This window comes from Streptomyces sp. CBMA156 (assembly GCF_014596515.1).
Taxonomy (GTDB): domain Bacteria; phylum Actinomycetota; class Actinomycetes; order Streptomycetales; family Streptomycetaceae; genus Kitasatospora.
This window is the reverse complement of the sequence record NZ_MSJQ01000412.1, coordinates 23,481-41,759: the sequence shown is the minus strand read 5'-3', so window position 1 is coordinate 41,759 and position 18,279 is coordinate 23,481. Positions and strand designations below refer to the sequence as shown.

Genomic DNA, 18,279 nt, shown 5'->3' with positions numbered 1-18,279 from the left:
CCTCAGCGTCCACAGCCCCGAAGACCTCGAACACGTCGCCCAGGAACTCAACGGCCGTCCACGCAAGACGCTCGGCTGGAACACTCCAGCCGAGCGTCTACGTGATCTACTCACCACCTGAGAACCAAACGGTGTTGCAACGACCACTGGAACCCAAGGATCCGGTGCGGGGCCCTCTCGCGTGCGCGGCCGGGAGCCGGGGTCGGCTACTTGGCGGTCTTCATGGTGTCGCGGATCGCCCGGGTCTTCTCGGCGGCCTGGGCGGGGGTGAGGGCCGAGCCGCCGACGCCGGCCGCCGTGACACTGACCTTGGTGAAGGTCACCCGGGCGTAGGTCGACTTGTCCGCCCAGATGCAGACCGTGGACTGGGTCTTGCCGCCCAGCAGCGAGTAGACGCCGCAGGAGAGCCGGCCCGAGGAGGCGTGGTCGTCCTTGGCCGGGAAGTCGGCCAGCGGGGTGGTCCAGGTGACGCCGCCGCCGCCCTTCCCGGACTCCTCGACGATCTGGCCGGGGTCGTTGATGGTCCCGTAGAAGCCGGTCACCGAGAGGCTGTCCGTCGGGTCGCCGCCCTTGGCGTAACTGGCGATCACGACGGTGAGGCCGCTGCCGTACTTCTCGGCGTCCTTCGACTCGGGCTTGGTCGGGTCGACGGCCTCCTCCTTGGCCGACTTCTGGGTGTAGCCGTCCGGGAGGGTCTGCGGGGTGGAGATCCGGTAGCTGCCGCCCGAGTCGCTGCCGCCGAGGAACTTCCAGGCGGCGAAGCCGCCGCCGCCCAGCACCAGCGCGCCGATCACCAGCCCGATCACCAGGCCGCCCTTGCCCCTGGGCCGCGGAGGGGGCGGGTAGCCCGGCTGGCCGTACGGCGCCTGCGGCGGCGCGCCGTACGGCTGCTGGGGCGCGCCGTAGGGCTGCTGCGGCGGCTGGCCGTACTGGGGCTGACCTTGCTGGGGCTGGCCGTACTGGGGTTGCCCGTACTGCGGCTGGGGCGCCCCGTAGGGCTGCTGGGGTTGGCCGTACTGCGGCGGCGGGCCCCCGTGGGGCTGCTGCGGCTGTCCCTGCGGATACTGCTGTCCCTGGCCGTACATCTGCGTCCGTGCTCCCCCGCCGCACCCGCGGCCTGTGGTGTGTCGAGTCGTTCCGTGCCCGTCCGGTCCGCCGGACGAGTGCCCGGGCACGCTACCGCACGGTGCCCGGTGCGGGCCCGGCCGGGCGTGGCGGCGCCGCGGGCCGAAAGCCGTTCGTGACCCGGTCCTCCGGTTACGTAAACTGTGCGTCGTGACCGACACGACGAACCAGCGCCCCGTGAGCACCTTTGCCGGGGACGAAGCAGCAACCCTCCCGACGACCTACACCCCCGCGGACGTAGAGGGCGAGCTGTACGAGCGCTGGGTGGACCGTGGCTACTTCACGGCGGACGCGAAGAGCGACAAGCCCGCCTACACCATCGTCATCCCGCCGCCGAACGTCACCGGCGCCCTGCACCTGGGCCACGCCTTCCAGCACACGCTGATGGACGCGCTGACCCGCCGCAAGCGCATGCAGGGCTACGAGACGCTCTGGCTGCCGGGCATGGACCACGCCGGCATCGCCACCCAGAACAAGGTCGAGCAGCAGCTCGCCGAGTCCGGCCTGTCCCGGCACGACCTGGGCCGGGAGGCCTTCGTCGAGAAGGTCTGGGAGTGGAAGAAGAGCTACGGCGGCCGCATCCTCGGCCAGATGCGCCGCCTCGGCGACGGCGTGGACTGGTCCCGCGAGCGCTTCACCATGGACGAGGGCCTCTCCCAGTCCGTCCAGACCATCTTCAAGCGGCTCTTCGACGACGGCCTGATCTACCGCGCCGAGCGCATCATCAACTGGTGCCCGCGCTGCCTCACCGCGCTGTCCGACATCGAGGTGGAGCACGAGGAGACGCCGGGCGAGCTGGTCTCGATCCGTTACGGCGAGGGCGACGACTCGATCATCGTCGCCACCACCCGGGCCGAGACGATGCTGGGCGACACCGCGGTGGCCGTCCACCCGGAGGACGAGCGCTACCGCCACCTGGTCGGCCGCACCATCAAGCTGCCGCTGACCGACCGCGAGATCCCGGTCGTCGCGGACGAGCACGTCGACCCGGAGTTCGGCACCGGCGCCGTCAAGGTGACGCCCGCGCACGACCCGAACGACTTCGCCATCGGCCAGCGCCACGACCTGCCCAACCTGACCGTGATGGACGATCGCGGTGCGATCACCGTGCACGGCCCCTTCCTCGGCCTGGACCGGCTGGAGGCCCGCTCGGCCGTCGTCGGCGCGCTGCGCGAGCAGGGCCGGATCGTCGCCGAGAAGCGCCCGTACATGCACGCCGTGGGCCACTGCTCGCGCTGCCACACCGTGGTCGAGCCGCGGCTGTCGCTCCAGTGGTGGGTCAAGGTCGAGCCGCTGGCCAAGGCCGCCGGCGACGCCGTCCGCGACGGCAAGGTGGAGATCCACCCGAAGGAGCTGGAGCGCCGCTACTTCGACTGGGTCGACAACATGTACGACTGGTGCATCTCGCGCCAGCTCTGGTGGGGCCACCGGATCCCGGTCTGGTACGGCCCGGAGGGCGAGGTCGTCTGCGTCGGACCGGACGAGCAGCCGCCGACCGGCGAGGGCTGGGTCCAGGACCCGGACGTCCTGGACACCTGGTTCTCCTCCGGCCTGTGGCCGTTCTCCACGCTCGGCTGGCCGGAGAAGACCGCCGACCTGGAGAAGTTCTACCCGACCGACGTCCTGGTGACCGGCCACGACATCATCTTCTTCTGGGTCGCCCGGATGATGATGTTCGGCCTGTACGCGATGGACGGCGAGGCGCCGTTCAAGACCGTCGCCCTGACCGGTCTGGTGCGCGACGAGTTCGGCAAGAAGATGTCGAAGTCCTCCGGCACCGCGGTGGACCCGCTGGACTGGATGGACGCCTACGGCGCCGACGCCGTCCGCTTCACCCTGGCCGGCGGCGCCAACCCGGGCGCGGACGTGCCGATCGGCGAGGACTGGGTCAAGGGCTCGCGCAACTTCTGCAACAAGATCTGGAACGCGACCCGCTTCGCGCTGATGAACGGCGCCACCGCCGCGGGCCCGCTGCCCGCGCCGGAGGACATGACCGCGGTCGACCGCTGGATCCTGTCGCGGCTGAACGCCACCGTCGCCAAGGTGGACGCGCTGTACGACGACTTCCAGTTCGCCAAGGCCACGGACGCGCTCTACCACTTCGCCTGGGACGAGGTGTTCGACTGGTACGTCGAGCTCTCCAAGACCACCCTGGCCAAGGGCGGCCCGCAGGCGGACGCCTCGCGCCGGGTGCTCGGCGAGGTCCTGGACGTCACGCTGCGCCTGCTGCACCCGGTCGTCCCGTTCGTCACCGAGGCGCTGTGGACCACGCTCACCGGCGCCGAGTCGCTGGTCGTGGCCGAGTGGCCGAAGGACAGCGGCTACCGTGACGCGGCCGCCGAGTCGGAGATCGCCACGCTCCAGCAGGTGGTCACCGAGGTCCGCCGGTTCCGTTCGGACCAGGGCCTCCAGCCCGCGCAGCGCGTCCCGGCCCGGCTGGAGCTGGCCGGCACCGTGCTCGCCGTCCACGAGGACGCGATCCGGTCGCTGCTGCGGCTGACCACCCCGGAGGAGGGCTTCGCGGCCACCGCCTCGCTGCCGGTCGCCGGTGCCACCGTCTCGCTGGACCTCTCCGGCACCATCGACGTCGCGGCCGAGCGCAAGCGCCTGGCCAAGGACCTCGCGGCCGCCGAGAAGGAGAAGACCCAGACCACCGCCAAGCTCGGCAACGAGGCGTTCCTCGCCAAGGCGCCGGACGAGGTGGTCGCCAAGATCCGCGGCCGCCAGGAGGCCGCCGAGGCCGACATCGCCCGGATCACCGCCCAGCTCGCGGCGCTGCCGCAGGGCTGATCCGCCGGACCGACCTGAGGGGCCGTACGCCGCGACGCGCGGGGTGCGGCCCCTCGGCGTTTTCCGGCATCGCTTCCGGGCGCCGCTTCCGGGGGGCGCTTTCGCTACGCCTAATAGCCCAGCGACATTGCTCCCTTCCGGCGAATTATCATCCTGCGACCGGGTGAGGCCCTATTCCGAGCGAATTGATTCAGGTCTTGCCCGCGCGCGTTCGCGGAAGTTTTCAGGTCCGATGTGTACCGTGTGCACGGAGTTTCCGAATGGGCGTTTCCGCTGAGCGTTCCTGCTGAGCGACGGACGGGAGGGCATGGCGTGGTGGTGACCCAGGAGTTGGCCGACGAACTGCCTGCCGAGGCGGTCGGGGAGGCCAAGGCCAGGGCGGCGACCCTGCTGCTCGCCTTCCGGCACGGGAACCAGCTCGCGTTCGACCAGGAGCTGGACCTGCTGCTCACCGAGCACGCCGAGCGCGAGGTGACCACCCTGCTCACCTGGATCGCCGCCGAGGCCGTCCGCAAGGCGTACGCCCCCGACGTCGGCGACAAGGTGCTGCGGGCGATGGCCAGGCGGGCGCCGGACGACACCGGCGCGGTCGACGTGGACGAGGAGACCTCGAACGCCGCCCAGCTGATCGAGGCGGTCGCGGACGGCCGGGTGGCCGAGGTCCGCGGCCTGGTGGCGGCGACGCCGGACACCACCTTCCTGCTCGGCGGCCTGCTGCAGGGCGTCGCGATGATGCTGCCGCTGCTGCCCGAGGGCGAACTGGCCGAGATCACCGCCGAGTTGCGCCGTCGGCACGGCGGCGCCGCGCACGTGCCGGAGGCCCGGGCCGGGGTCTGAACCCGGCCCGGGCCTCCGACAGGCTGCCGGTGCCGGTTACGGCATGGCGTGCAGGTGCGAGCCGATGGTGTTGGCGACCGGACCGCCCGCCTGGGCGTCCCAGTTGGTCGACCAGGTCATCGCGCCGCCGATGCCGGGCCACTTGGTGTCCGGCTTGTAGCTGCCGCAGTTGGTGCCGGAGGCCAGGCAGTCCAGCGCGTTGTTGACGGTGGCGGCGGCGACGTACCCGCCGCCCGCGGCGCTGGTGGAGGCCGGCACCCCGAGGCCCACCTGGTCGGGCCGCAGCCCGCCCTTGAGCTGGATGCAGGCCAGCGCGGTGAGGAAGTTCTCGGTGCCCTGCGAGTAGACGTTCCCGTCGCAGCCGTTCATCGCGCCGGAGTTGTAGTACTGCATGTTGACGATGGTGAGGATGTCCTTCACGTTCAGCGCCAGCTTGAAGTACTCCATGCCGGTCGACTGCATGTCGATCGTCTGCGGCGCCATGGTGAGGATGAATCCGCTCCCCGCCTTGGCGGCGAGGGCGTGCAGCGCCTGCCCCATGTAGGTGGAGCTGATGCCGTTCTCCAGGTCGATGTCGATCCCGTCGAAGCCGTAGCTCTGCATCAGTGCCCAGGCGGTGCTGGTGAAGTTCGAGGCGGAGGAGGAGTCGCCCACCCAGACCGTGCCGTTCTGCCCGCCGATCGAGAGCACCACCCGCTTCCCGGCCGCCCGCTTGGCCGCGATGTCGGCCTTGAACTGGGCGTCGGTGTAGCCGCCGAGTCGGGAGGAGAGCTTGGGGTCGAGGGTGAAGCTCAGGCCGCCGCGGGTGGCGGTGGCGTCCGCGAAGGAGACCGCGATGATGTCGTAGGCGGCCGGGACGTCGCTGATCCGCTGGACGGTGGCGCCGTTGTCGAAGTTCTGCCAGTAGCCGGTGAGGATGTGCTTGGGCAGGCCGGGGGGCTTGGTCGGGGTCGCGGTCGGGGAGGAGCTGCCGGTGTCCGTGGCGGTGGCCGTCGGGCTCGGCGAGGCGGTGTCGGTGGGGGTGGGGGTCGGGCTCGGGGACGGCTGGCCGCCGGGCCCGAGCAGCGAGACGTCGTCGGCGGCGAAGGCCGGCTGCCCGTACCAGCCGTGCAGGTAGACGGTGACGCTGGTGGTGCCGGGGCCGGTGGTGAAGGTGGTGCTCAACTGGGACCAGGCGGTGCCGCCCGGGGTCCAGGTGCTCGGATCGGTGCCGCCGGTGCCGCGGGCGCCCAGGTAGACGTAGGAGCCCTGAACCCAGGCGCTCAGGGTGTACGAGGAGGAGGGCTTCACCGCGACGGTCTGGGTGCACTCGCCGGTGTCGCTCCCGGCCGGGGTGGACTGCAGGGCGCGGGTGCCGGAGTGGGTGGTGGTGCCCTGGACCGTGCCGTTCGAACAGGTCCAGCCGGACAGGGTCCCGGTCTCGAAGCCGCCGTTGGTGATCAGGTCGGTGTCGGCGGCGTGGGCGCCGGTGCCGCCGGCCAGGACGAGTCCGCCCAGGCCGATGACCAGGGCGCTCGCTCCGGCGAACAGCGAGTGGACGGCGCGCGGGCGCCGGTGTCGGGCAGGTGGCATGACGTCATCTCCAGTGGGGGGAGACCCGGCGGCGCCTCGTGGGGGAGGAACGCCGTCCGGGGTGTCGATGTGCACGTGCGGGAGCTACCGACAACTCAAGTCCCGGTCGGGAACGGAGACTTGCCTCACAAGGTGGAGTAGACCAATCCGACTGTCAAGAGCGCCTAGGCGGCCGGGGGCCCGGCCTGGGCCGACTCGGCGACGGCCGCGGTCAGCGCGGCGATCCGGGCCGAGGCCAGGCCGTCGCCGTACGGGCTCGGGGTGGCCGCCAGCCGGGCGAGCCGCTCGGGGGTGTCGGAGAGCCAGGCCGCGGCCAGGGCGCCCAGCTCCTCGCCGGGCCGCACCAGCGCGGCGAAGCCGGCCGCCACCGCCTCCGGGCGTTCGGTGGAGCGGCGCACCACCAGCAGCGGGCGGCCCAGCACGGTGCACTCCTCCTGCACGCCGCCGGAGTCGGAGACCAGCAGGGCGGCGTGGCCCGCCAGGCCCAGGAAGTCGCCGTAGCCGACCGGACCGGTGACGGCCAGGCGCTCCAGCAGGCCGTCCAGGCCGAAGCGCTCGACGGCGGCGCGGGTGCGCGGGTGCATCGGGAACAGCACCGGGGTGCCGGCCCGGGCGATCCGGTCCAGCTCCGCCAGCACCGCGCCGAGCGCCTCGGCGGTGTCGGTGTTCTCCGGGCGGTGCACGGTGGCCAGCACGTACCCGTCCGGGCGCAGCCCGTGCGCGGCGAGCAGCGCGGCGCGGGCGGCGCCGTCCGGCAGCTGACGGCGGACCACCTCGACGACGGTGTTGCCGGTGAGCTCGATCCGGGCCTCGGCCAGCGACTCGGCGCGCAGGTTGGCGACGTTGTCGCCGGTGGCGGCGCAGAGCAGATCGGAGACGTGGTCGACCATCACCCGGTTGTGCTCCTCGGGCATCGCCCGGTCGAAGCTGCGCAGCCCGGCCTCGACGTGGACCAGCGGGATCTCCCGGGCGTTGGCGGCCAGCGCCCCGGCCAGGGTGGCGTTGGTGTCGCCCTGGACGACCACGGCGACCGGGCGGTCCTCGGCGAAGGCGGCGTCCAGCTGGCCCAGCGACTGGGCGATCTGGCCGGCCCTGGGGCGGCCGCCGACGCCGGTGAGCAGCTCGGGCTCGGGCAGGTCGAGGTCGCGCAGGAAGCGGCCGGACATCGACTCGTCCCAGTGCTGCCCGGTGTGCACCAGCCGGGTGGCGTCGCCCAGTTCGTGGATCAGCGGGGCGAGCTTGACCAGTTCGGGGCGGGTGCCGAGGACGACGGCGACGCTGGACGGGGGCAGGCACATGCTCATGCGGGGGACTCCGTGGACCGGCGGGGGCGGAAGGGCGGGGAGGGAGGCGTGGGGGTGGGAGCGGTTCAGGACTCGAGCGCGGTGGGCGCGCCGATCGTGACCTTCTCGGCGTTGCGGCGGGTCTTGGCCCAGCCGTTGCGGCCGAGCAGCATCCGGACGGCGGCCCGGGTGGCGACCACGAACAGGTGGTAGGCGTAGAGCCAGACCAGGACGCCCCAGAGCAGGCCGGTCAGCCGGCTGCGGTCGGGGTGGACGAGGCTGCGGTAGGCGAAGCCCCAGAACACCATCGGCAGTGTGGCGAGCACGAGGACGAGCAGCATCCACGGGCCGAACCGGAGCTGGAACTCGGCGGTCTCCTCGGGGAAGAGCACCATCCCGGCGCCGGTGATCCCGAGCGAGAGCGGGAGGAGCAGCACCAGCAGCACGCAGACCACCGGCTGGAGGAAGGTGTACAGCACCTCGGCCTTGCCGGACGGCGGGTAGTGCGGCGAGCGCAGCACCCGGCCGGTGTAGCGCAGGCACTGCATGTTGCCCTGGGCCCAGCGGGTGCGCTGGGTGAGGAAGCGGCGCAGCGAGATCAGGCCCTCCTGGGAGACCTGGGCCTCGGTGACGTGGGTGAGCCGCCAGCCGGCCAGCCGCAGGTCGAGGCCGGACTCGTAGTCCTCCAGCAGGGCGCGCTCCGGCCACGGGCGGCCGGCCCGGCCCTCCTCGGCGGTCAGCGAGTCGAGGGCGGTGAGCCGGACGAACTGGCCGTTGCCGCCGAGGCCGACGCTGCCGGTGCGGCGGCGCAGCAGCTGCATGCCGGCGTTGTTGGCCTGGAACTCGACGTCCTGCATCCGCACCAGGGCGCGGGCCAGGGCGTTGGCGGCCCGGCCGCGGCCGGGCAGCGGCAGCTCGTCGTCGGCGTTGCGCATCCGGACGCCGATCTGGACGGCGCCGGTGTCGGGCCGGCCGAGTGCCTTGGCGTTGCAGACGTGGGCGAGGGTGCCGGGGTCGAGCTGGCCGTCGGCGTCGACCACGCCGATCACCACCAGGGAGCGGTCGGTGTCCTCGGGCAGCCAGGCGGAGATCTCCCGGTAGGCGGCGTTGAGGGCGGCACCCTTGCCGATCCGGGCGTGCGGGCGGCGGCGCTGGACCAGGTGGATCCGCGGGTCGCGGGCCGCGGCGGCGAGCACCAGCTCGCGGGTGGCGTCCTCGCTGTCGTCGTCGATGACCCACAGGTGGGCCTCGGGCGCGCTGGTCCGCAGGCCGTCCAGGGTCTGGGTGACCACGGACTCCTCGTCGCGGCAGGGGATCACCAGGTGCCACCGGAGCGCGGCGGGGTCGCCGGGCTCGGCGGGGCGGCTGTGCCGGAAGGCGTGGCGGGAGCCGGCCCAGTACACGAGGAAGCGTCCGAAGACCAGTGCCATGTAGGCGACGAGCGCCAGGGAGATCAGTCCGGCGATCCAGACGACGGCCTCCTGGCGCAGCACGATCCACTCGCGCAGGGCATCGGGCATGACGCAGCACTCCTCATGATCAAAGGCCGAAGGCTCCTATCGGTTGCGAATCGATGCTTCATTGCGGTTCAGATCGCTAAATCGATAGTAAAGGGAGGAAATCGGATGATCACGGCAAAGAAGACGCAAAGTGGTCGTTCTCACCCCGTGAGGAGGACCCGCCAGGGCTCCGTAGACTGTGGTCGTGAGCGACAAGGCCGACCCGAACCCGTACACCATCCGCCCCGCCGACGGCGGCACCGGCGACGCCCTGCGCGACGTCGAGGTGGAGCTCTCCAAGCGCTGGCCGGAGAACAAACTGGAGCCCTCGCTCGACCGGATCGAGGCGCTGATGGACATCCTGGGCCAGCCCCAGCGGTCCTTCCCCTCCATCCACATCACCGGCACCAACGGCAAGACCTCCACCGCCCGGATGATCGAGCAGCTGCTCAACGCCTTCGAGCTGCGCACCGGCCGCTACACCAGCCCGCACGTGGAGTCCGTCACCGAGCGGATCAGCCTGGACGGCGCCCCGATCACCCCGGAGCGCTTCGTCGAGGTCTACCGCGACATCGAGCCCTACGTGCAGATGGTCGACGCGGCGCAGCCGGTGCCGATGTCCTTCTTCGAGGTGCTGACCGGCATGGCCTACGCGGCCTTCGCCGACGCCCCGGTGGACGTCGCGGTGGTCGAGGTCGGCATGGGCGGCTCCTGGGACGCCACCAACGTCATCGACGCCCCCGTCGCCGTGATCACCCCGATCGGGCTGGACCACACCGACAAGCTCGGCGAGACCACCGGCGAGATCGCGGGCGAGAAGTCCGGGATCATCAAGTCCGGCTCCGTCGCGGTCGTCGCCCAGCAGCAGCTGGACGCCGCCCAGACCATCCTGCGGCGCGCCGTCGAGGTGGACGCCACGGTCGCCCGCGAGGGCATGGAGTTCGGCGTGATCCGCCGTGAACTCGCCGTCGGCGGCCAGCTGGTGACGCTGCGCGGACTCGGCGGCGAGGAGTACGAGGACGTCTTCATCCCGCTGCACGGCGAGTACCAGGCGCAGAACGCGGCCCTGGCGCTGGCCGCGGTCGAGGCCTTCTTCGGCGTCGGCGGCGCCCGCGGCGGGCAGCTCGACGTGGACAAGATCCGCCAGGCGTTCTCCGGCGTCTCCTCGCCGGGCCGCCTAGAGGTCGTCCGCCGCAGCCCCACGATCCTCCTGGACGCCGCGCACAACCCGCACGGCGCCCGCGCCACCGTCGCCGCCCTCACCGAGTCCTTCGGCTTCACCCGGCTCGTCGGCGTGATCGGCACCTCCGGGGACAAGGACGTGGCCGGGGTGCTGGAGGCCTTCGAGCCGATCCTGGCCGAGGTCGTCATCACCCAGAACTCCACCCACCGCGCGATGGACGTCGACGCGCTCGCCGCCCTGGCGGTCGAGGTCTTCGGTGAGGACCGCGTCCAGGTCGAGCCCCGGCTCGACGACGCCATCTCCGCCGCCGTCACCCTCGCCGAGGAGGAGGGCGACCTCAGCGGCGCCGGGGTGCTGGTCACCGGTTCGGTCATCACGGTGGGCGAGGCCCGCCTGCTGCTCGGGAGGAAGTGACATGAGGACGCTCTGCTCCTCGACGCTGATCGGCGAAGCGCTGCTGATCATGTTCGCGGCGCTGGTCGCGATGCGGCTCTCCGACGTCTCCAACGGGGAGATCTGGACGGTCAGCGGCATCGCGATGGCCCTGTGCATCCTGCTCTGCGGCATGATCAACCGCCCCGGCGCGGTGCAGGTCGGCTGGGCGCTGCAGATCGGCCTGATCGCCGCCGGCTTCGTCCTGCCGACCATGTTCGGCCTCGGCGTGGTCTTCGCCGGCCTGTGGTGGTGCTCCGTGCACTACGGCCGCAAGGTCGACGACTTCAAGGCCGCCAGGGCCGCCGCCGAGGCCGCCGCAGTACAGGTCTGAGGCCGGGACCGGCGCAACGACACGCCGTTTACGCAAGGTAACCTCTGCCTGGTCGGCACCGTCTGTCGACCCGACTGTCTGCCGAACCGAATCCCCAGGAGACGCACCGTGTCCCAGCGCACTCTCGTCCTGCTCAAGCCCGACGCCGTCCGCCGTGGCCTGGCCGGCGAGATCATCAGCCGCTTCGAGCGCAAGGCCGGCTGGCGGTTCGCCGCCATCGAGCTGCGCACCTTCGACCGGGCGACGCTGGAGCAGCACTACGCGGAGCACGTCGGCCGCCCGTTCTACGAGCCGCTGCTGGAGTTCATGACCTCCGGCCCGTCGATCGCGCTGATCGTCGAGGGCGAGGAGGTCGTGAAGGGCATCCGGATGCTGGCCGGCGCCACCAACCCGCTGGAGGCCGGGGCCGGCACCATCCGCGGCGACTACGCGACGATCACCCGCGAGAACCTGATCCACGCCTCCGACTCCCCGGAGTCCGCCGAGCGCGAGATCAAGATCTTCTTCCCGGCGCACGCCTGACCCCGACCGGGCGACACGCCCGGCGGGAACGGGGCGACACGCCCGGGGGACGTTCGTACCGCCCCGGTCGGGACCATTGGCCCGGCCGGGGCATTCTTATCGTGAAATAGGGAACTGGCGGCGCCGACACGGCGTCCCAATCCTCGGAGATGCGAGCACGCCCCGGACAATGGACGGTATGCCCCACGTCGACGTCCCCACCGCACGGCGTGACTACGATGGACGCGACTCAAGGGCCCGGTAAGGCAGCTCAGCTGGTCTCCGCCCAAGCGTGGGCGCGCATTCGTCCACCTCTCATGAAACTCCGAGCCCGGGAAGGCACCCACACCCCATGGCGAGCAACCTGTCGTTCATCGGCCGCGACTTGGCGATCGACCTCGGAACAGCCAATACGCTGGTGTACGTCAGGGGTAAGGGCATCGTCCTGAACGAGCCGTCCGTCGTCGCGGTGAACACCAACACCGGCGGCATCCTCGCGGTCGGCGCCGAGGCCAAGAAGATGATCGGCCGCACACCGGGCAACATCGTGGCCATCCGCCCGCTCAAGGACGGCGTGATCGCCGACTTCGAGATCACCGAGCGGATGCTGCGGTACTTCATCCTCAAGATCCACCGCCGCCGCTACCTGGCCCGCCCCCGCGTCGTGGTCTGCGTGCCCTCCGGCATCACCGGAGTCGAGCGCCGCGCCGTCATCGAGGCCTCCTCGCAGGCAGGCGCCCGCCAGGTGCACATCATCGAGGAGCCGATGGCCGCCGCGATCGGGGCCGGCCTGCCCGTCCACGAGGCGACCGGCAACATGGTCGTCGACATCGGCGGCGGCACCACCGAGGTCGCCGTGATCTCCCTCGGCGGCATCGTCACCGCCCAGTCCATCCGGGTGGCCGGCGACGAGCTGGACAACGCGATCGTCCAGCACATCAAGAAGGAGTACTCGCTGCTCCTGGGCGAGCGCAGCGCCGAGCAGATCAAGATGAGCATCGGCAGCGCCTTCGGCCTGGAGGGCGAGAAGGACGAGCACGCCGAGATCCGCGGCCGCGACCTGGTCAGCGGCCTGCCCAAGACCGTGGTCATCTCCGCCGCCGAGGTCCGCGAGGCGATCGACGAGCCGGTCAACTCGATCATCGACGCGGTCAAGACCACCCTCGACCAGTGCCCGCCCGAGCTGGCCGGCGACGTCATGGACCGGGGCATCGTGCTCACCGGCGGCGGCGCCCTGCTGCGCGGCCTGGACGAGCGGCTGCGCCGCGAGACCGGCATGCCGATCCACATCGCGGAGAACCCGCTCGACTCCGTCGCACTCGGCTCCGGCAAGTGCGTCGAGGAGTTCGAGGCGCTCCAGCAGGTACTCGACGCTTCGCCGCGTCGTTGACAGGCCGCCGCACCTCCGGCACCACGCGGCACATCCGACACTGACTGAACGGGCCGCCGCCCGGGCCCCACGGCCCCGGGCGGCGGCCAGGTACGAAGGGGCAGTACCAGCACCGTGAGGGACACACGAGAGAGCCGGCTGCTGCTGATCCTGCTGGTGGCCGTCGCCTTCGCGCTGATCACCGTGGACATCAAGGGCGGTGAGGACTCCCCGCTCGGCCCGGCCAGGCACGCCGCCGCCAGCGTCCTCGGACCGGTCGAGCGCGGCGCCGCCACCGTGGTGGACCCGGTCGCCGACACCGTCCGCGCCTTCCGGGACGCCGCCACCGACAGCGGCCGCACCGACCAGCTCGCCCGAGAGAACACCGAACTGCGGCAGAAGCTCGCCTCCTCCGACACGGCCACCGGGCGCACCAAACAGCTGGACGACCTGCTGCGCACCGCCGGCGCCGGCGGCTACACCGTCAAGGCCGCCCAGGTCATCGCGATCGGCCCGGCCCAGGGCTTCTCCTGGACCATCACCATCGACGCCGGCAGCGACGACGGCCTCACCCGCGACATGACCGTCGTCAACGGCCAGGGCCTGGTCGGCCGGATCACCACCGTCGCCCCGACCACCGCCACCGTGCTGCTCGCCTCCGACCCCGGCTTCTCGGCCGGCACCCGACTGGAGGGCACCGGCGAGATCGGCTTCGCCTCCGGCGGCGGCGACAGCCCGATGAAGGTCTCGCTGCTCAACGGCAAGGCCCAGGTCAAGGCCGGCGACCGGCTGGTCACCTTTGGCTCGCAGAGCGGCCGCCCGTTCGTCCCCGGCGTCCCCGTCGGCAAGGTGACCGAGGTCCAGGCCAACGCCGGGCAGCTGACCAAGACCGTCCTGGTCGAGCCCTTCGTCCAGTTCACCCGGCTGGACCTGGTCGGCGTGGTGGTCGTGCCGCCGCGCACCGACCCGCGCGACGCCGTGCTGCCGCCGGCCCCCGCCGCCGGCCAGCCGGCCGAGGCGCCCGCCCAGACCCCGGCCGCCGCGCCCGCCGCCCTGCCCGCCAAGCCCACTGGGGGGAACTGAGCCATGCGCCTCGCCCGCATCCCCGTCTCCGCCGGCCTCGTCCTGTTCGGCCTGATCCTCCAGGTCAGCGTCTTCGGCCGGCTCCAGCTCCCGGGAGCCACCCCGGACATACTGCTGCTCGTCGTGGTCGGCCTGGCCATGGTCTACGGGCCCACCGGCGGCTGCCTGGTCGGCTTCGGGGGCGGCCTGCTGGCCGACCTCGCGCCGCCCTCCGACCACGCCATCGGCCGCTATGCGCTGGTGCTCTGCCTGATGGGCTACGCCGCCGGGCTGCTGCGCCCGGACCACGGCCGCCAGCGCTCGGTCGCCGGCTCGCTGCTGGTGGTCGGCGTCGCGGCGATCGCCTCCACCCTGCTGTACGCGATGGTCGGCGCCCTGGTCGGCGACACCGCGGCCCGGCACGTCGGCCTCGGCGGCCTGGTGATCAGCGCCCTGCTCTACGACCTGCTGCTGGCACCCTTCGTGGTGCCGCTGGTGATGTACCTCGGCCGCCGCTTCGGGCGCGACCCGGTGGCCGCCGCCGACGACGACGAGGGCGGCTCCGGCCTGGGCACCCTCGCCCGCTACCGCACCACCCGCGAGGGCTCGATGGGTCCGTCGTACAAGAAGCGGCGCGTGCCCGGCTTCGCCCGCCGCCCGTAACCGGTCAGGCCCAGACCTCCCGACCTCCCCGCATCCTGGAGTGCACGAGACGTGAGCAACATCCCCGAGACCGGCCGCACCCGGCGGGTGACGATCCGTCTGGTGGTGTTGCAGATCCTGGTCCTGTCGCTGCTCGCCACCCTCGGCGGACGGCTGTGGTACCTGCAGATCCGCAACGCCAAGGAGTACACCGCCAAGGCGACCGGCAACCACATCCGCGAGGTGGTCGAGCCGGCCGTCCGCGGCGAGATCCTGGACGCCTCAGGGCGGGTGCTGGCCGGCAACGAGACCCGGCTGGTGGTGTCGGTCAGCCGCACCTCGCTGCTCCAGCAGAAGGACGGCGGCAAGGCGGTGCTGTCCCGGCTGGCCGAGGTGCTGGGGATCCCGGCCAAGGACGTGCAGGAGAAGGTGCGGCTCTGCGACGCCAAGACCTCGCAGCCCTGCTGGAACGGTTCGCCGTACCAGCCGATCCCGGTCACCAAGGAGGCGACCACCCAGCAGGCGATGCAGATAATGGAGCGCCGCGAGGACTTCCCCGGGGTCACCGCGCAGCCCACCGCCGTGCGCCGCTACACCGGCGCCGAGGGCGCCAACCTGGCCCAGGTGCTCGGCTACCTCTCGCCGGTCACCGACGAGGAGGTCGGCAAGACCGCCGACAAGACCGGCCTGGACCGCTACCTGCCGGCCGACCAGATCGGCCGGGCCGGCCTGGAGTCGGTGTACGACCGCGACCTGCGCGGCACCGCGGGCATCACCAAGCTGGAGGTGGACAACCTCGGCCGGGTGATCGGCACCGCTGGCACCGTCGCCCCGCAGACCGGCGCCAACCTGGTCACCAGCATCGACGCCCGGGTGCAGAAGGTGGTCGAGGACAACCTGGCGCAGGCCATGGCCGACGCCAGGAAGACGTACGACAAGGTCACCAGCCGCAACTACGAGGCCGACTCCGGCGCCGCCGTGGTGATGGACGTGCACACCGGGCGGATCGTCGCGATGGCGAGCGCCCCGACCTACGACCCGAACCTCTGGGTGGGCGGCATCAGCGGCAAGGACTACCAGTCGCTGACCAGCAAGGAGTCCAACTTCCCGCTGCTGAACCGGGCCATACAGGGTCAGTCCGCCCCCGGCTCGACCTTCAAGGTCATCTCCACCACCGCCGCCGTGCAGGCCGGCTACTCGCTGGACGGCCACTACGACTGCCCGAAGAGCATGACCATCGGCGGCCGCGAGTTCAAGAACTTCGAGAGCGAGAACTTCGGCCAGATCTCCCTGGAGAAGGCGCTGGAGGTCTCCTGCGACACCGTCTTCTACGGCCTCGCGTACGACCAGTGGCTGAAGGACGGCGGCATCAAGCCGAAGAAGGACCCGGGCGACTGGTTCACCAAGACCGCCCACCAGTTCGGCCTCGGCGCGAAGACCGGCATCGACCTGCCGTCCGAGGTGCCGGGACGGGTGCCGGACCGGCAGTGGAAGCAGAGCTTCTACGACAACAACAAGGACGCCTGGTGCGCGCAGGCGCAGAAGGGCGGCACCAGCTTCTCCGACCAGATCGCCAAGGAGAACTGCGTCGACGGCTACCAGATGCGCGCCGGTGACGCCGTCAACTTCGCGATCGGTCAGGGAGACACGCTCGTCACCCCGGTCCAGATGGCCCGGATCTACTCGGCGCTGGCCAACGGCGGCACCTTCTACCGGCCGACCGTCGCCAAGGCCGTGATAAGCCCGGGCGGGGACCTCGTCCACGAGATCGCCCCGCACGAGGACGCCAAGTTCCCCGGCGACGAGAAGCTGCTCAGCTACATCAACCAGGCCACCGAGGGCGTCGTCAAGACCGGTACCGCGGCCTGGAAGTTCAACGGCTGGCCGCAGGACAAGATCGCGCTGCACGCCAAGACCGGCACCGCCGAGGTCGAGGGCAAGCAGACCACCTCCTGGCTGACCACGTACAGCAAGGACTACGCGGTCGTCATGACGATCAGCCAGGGCGGCACCGGCTCCGGCGGTTCCGGTGACGCCATCCGCCGGATCTACCAGGCGCTGTACGGCGTGGACGACAAGGGCACCATCGACAACGGCAAGGCGCTGCTGCCCGCCCCGCAGACCGAGCTGCCGAAGTTCAACCCGGACGGCACCGCGATCATCAAGCCGGTCTCGTACGGCGCCGGCCAGGCGGCGGGCACCCAGGGCGCGGCCGTCGCGCCGGCCCCGGTGCCGCTCACCATGGCCCCGGCCCAGGCGGCCCCCGCGGCGGCGGCCTTCCTCGACCGGATGCCGCCGGCCGACCAGCCGGCGTCGCACACCGCGGCCGACGCCGCGCTCGAACCGACGCGCGGACCGGGAAGGGGACGGGCATGACCTCCTACGGCTCGTACCGGCAGCTGCGGCTGGCCCCGCAGCGCAACGGGGTCTCCAAGGCCCTGGCCAAGGACTCCCCGCTGTGGCGGCTGGACTGGATACTGCTGCTGGCCGCGCTGGCCCTCTCGACCGGCAGCTCGCTGCTGGTCTGGTCGGCCACCCGCGGGCGCGACTCGCTGACCCACGGGGACCCGCAGTACTTCCTGTACCGGCACCTGACCAACTTCGTGGTCGGGCTGGTGCTGTGCGCCGTGGTGATAGCGATAGGGAGCCGGCGCTTCCGCACCATCGTGCCGTTCCTGTACGTCGGCGTGATCGTGCTGCTGATGGCGACGCTCAGCCCGCTGGGCTCGACGATCAACGGCGCGCACTCGTGGATCCAGCTCGGCGGCGGCTTCTCGATCCAGCCGGCCGAGTTCGCGAAGCTCGCGATCGTGCTGGCGATGGCGGTCGTGCTGTCGGACCAGGTGGACGCGGGGGAGCGGGAGTTCCCCTCGCACCGGGCGGTGTTCCGGGGCCTGCTCTGGGCCGGGCTGCCGATGGCCATAGTGATGCTGATGCCGGACGCCGGCTCGGTGATGGTGATGGCCGCGATCGTGCTGGGCATCCTGCTCGGCTCGGGCGCGGCGAACCGCTGGGTGCTCGGCCTGCTGGTCGCGGGCACCGCCGGGTGCGTGGCGATCTGGAAGTTCGGGCTGCTGAGCCAGTACCAGATCGACCGCTTCGCGGCCTTCGCCAACCCGCAGCTGGACCCGAACGGCGTCGGCTACAACACCGCGCAGGCCCGGATCGCGATCGGTTCGGGCGGGCTGACCGGCAAGGGGCTGTTCCACGGCACCCAGACCGTCGGGCAGTTCGTGCCGGAACAGCAGACCGACTTCGTGTTCACCGTGGCGGGCGAGGAGCTCGGCTTCATCGGGGCGCTGGCGATCATCGCGCTGGTCGGCGTGATCCTGTGGCGGGCCTGCCGGATCGCCCGGCAGGCGACCGACCTGTACGGGACGATCGTGTCGGCCGGGATCATCGCCTGGCTGTCCTTCCAGGCCTTCGAGAACATAGGGATGTGCCTGGGCATCATGCCGGTCGCGGGCATCCCGCTGCCGTTCGTCTCGTACGGCGGCTCCTCGATGTTCGCGAACTGGCTGGCGATCGGGCTGCTCCAGGCGGTGCGGAGCCAGCGGCCGATAGCGGCCTGAGCGTGCGGTGCGGCGGGGCCGGTCCGGGACTTCCCGGGCCGGCCCCGCCGCCGTGTCCGGGGTGCCCCCGGCGGCCGT

14 protein-coding genes and 1 pseudogene are annotated in these 18,279 nt (G+C 71.7%); 11 read left to right on the top strand and 4 right to left on the bottom strand.

Features of this window, described 5'->3' with window-relative positions; all coding sequences use genetic code 11:
- A pseudogene (locus BU198_RS36785) lies at positions 1-121 on the top strand (IS30 family transposase); the annotation flags it as partial.
- Positions 122-206: 85 nt separating this feature from the next.
- On the opposite strand, the gene BU198_RS36780 reads toward BU198_RS36785, so the two are convergent.
- On the bottom strand, positions 207-1,085 hold the full coding sequence (locus BU198_RS36780) for a hypothetical protein (RefSeq protein WP_188301150.1): 879 nt from the start codon (positions 1,083-1,085) through the stop codon (positions 207-209).
- A gap of 190 nt (positions 1,086-1,275) precedes the next feature.
- On the opposite strand from BU198_RS36780, the gene BU198_RS36775 reads away from it, so the two are divergent.
- Both BU198_RS36775 and BU198_RS36770 read left to right on the top strand, forming a co-directional pair.
- Entirely contained in the window at positions 1,276-3,915 is a 2,640-nt protein-coding gene (locus BU198_RS36775; protein ID WP_188301149.1) for a valine--tRNA ligase, read from the top strand.
- A 312-nt stretch (positions 3,916-4,227) separates the two neighbouring features.
- Entirely contained in the window at positions 4,228-4,752 is a 525-nt protein-coding gene (locus BU198_RS36770; protein WP_188301148.1) for a hypothetical protein, read from the top strand.
- 36 nt (positions 4,753-4,788) lie between these two features.
- On the opposite strand, the gene BU198_RS36765 is transcribed toward BU198_RS36770, so the two are convergent.
- The 3 genes from BU198_RS36765 to BU198_RS36755 all read right to left on the bottom strand — a co-directional run bounded on the left by BU198_RS36765 (position 4,789) and on the right by BU198_RS36755 (position 9,127).
- On the bottom strand, positions 4,789-6,324 hold the full coding sequence (locus tag BU198_RS36765) for a chitinase (RefSeq protein WP_188301147.1): 1,536 nt from the start codon (positions 6,322-6,324) through the stop codon (positions 4,789-4,791).
- Positions 6,325-6,488: 164 nt separating this feature from the next.
- Positions 6,489-7,622, bottom strand: coding sequence for a non-hydrolyzing UDP-N-acetylglucosamine 2-epimerase (gene wecB / locus BU198_RS36760; protein WP_188301153.1), 1,134 nt, complete (start codon positions 7,620-7,622; stop codon positions 6,489-6,491).
- A gap of 71 nt (positions 7,623-7,693) precedes the next feature.
- Positions 7,694-9,127 (bottom strand): glycosyltransferase family 2 protein, encoded by a 1,434-nt coding sequence (locus BU198_RS36755; protein WP_223245432.1) that lies wholly within the window; start codon positions 9,125-9,127, stop codon positions 7,694-7,696.
- A 184-nt stretch (positions 9,128-9,311) separates the two neighbouring features.
- On the opposite strand from BU198_RS36755, the gene folC reads away from it, so the two are divergent.
- From folC to rodA, 8 genes are all read left to right on the top strand, one after another.
- Positions 9,312-10,703, top strand: a complete 1,392-nt coding sequence (gene folC / locus BU198_RS36750) for a bifunctional tetrahydrofolate synthase/dihydrofolate synthase (protein ID WP_188301146.1) — start codon at positions 9,312-9,314, stop codon at positions 10,701-10,703.
- Between the two features lies 1 nt (position 10,704).
- On the top strand, positions 10,705-11,055 hold the full coding sequence (locus tag BU198_RS36745) for a DUF4233 domain-containing protein (protein ID WP_188301145.1): 351 nt from the start codon (positions 10,705-10,707) through the stop codon (positions 11,053-11,055).
- A gap of 108 nt (positions 11,056-11,163) precedes the next feature.
- On the top strand, positions 11,164-11,577 hold the full coding sequence (ndk, locus tag BU198_RS36740; protein ID WP_188301144.1) for a nucleoside-diphosphate kinase: 414 nt from the start codon (positions 11,164-11,166) through the stop codon (positions 11,575-11,577).
- A 343-nt stretch (positions 11,578-11,920) separates the two neighbouring features.
- Complete coding sequence (locus tag BU198_RS36735) at positions 11,921-12,946, top strand: rod shape-determining protein (protein WP_031076009.1); 1,026 nt, start codon at positions 11,921-11,923, stop codon at positions 12,944-12,946.
- Positions 12,947-13,060: 114 nt separating this feature from the next.
- Positions 13,061-14,008, top strand: a complete 948-nt coding sequence (mreC, locus tag BU198_RS36730; RefSeq protein WP_188301142.1) for a rod shape-determining protein MreC — start codon at positions 13,061-13,063, stop codon at positions 14,006-14,008.
- A 3-nt stretch (positions 14,009-14,011) separates the two neighbouring features.
- Positions 14,012-14,650 (top strand): rod shape-determining protein MreD, encoded by a 639-nt coding sequence (gene mreD / locus BU198_RS36725; protein ID WP_188301141.1) that lies wholly within the window; start codon positions 14,012-14,014, stop codon positions 14,648-14,650.
- 51 nt (positions 14,651-14,701) lie between these two features.
- The gene (gene mrdA, locus BU198_RS36720) at positions 14,702-17,005 is read left to right on the top strand and encodes a penicillin-binding protein 2 (protein WP_188301140.1); all 2,304 of its coding nucleotides are present in this window, start codon (positions 14,702-14,704) and stop codon (positions 17,003-17,005) included.
- On the top strand, positions 17,002-18,201 hold the full coding sequence (rodA, locus tag BU198_RS36715; protein ID WP_188301139.1) for a rod shape-determining protein RodA: 1,200 nt from the start codon (positions 17,002-17,004) through the stop codon (positions 18,199-18,201). Before mrdA ends, rodA begins: the two co-directional genes overlap by 4 nt.
- The last annotated feature ends 78 nt before the right edge of the window (positions 18,202-18,279 follow it).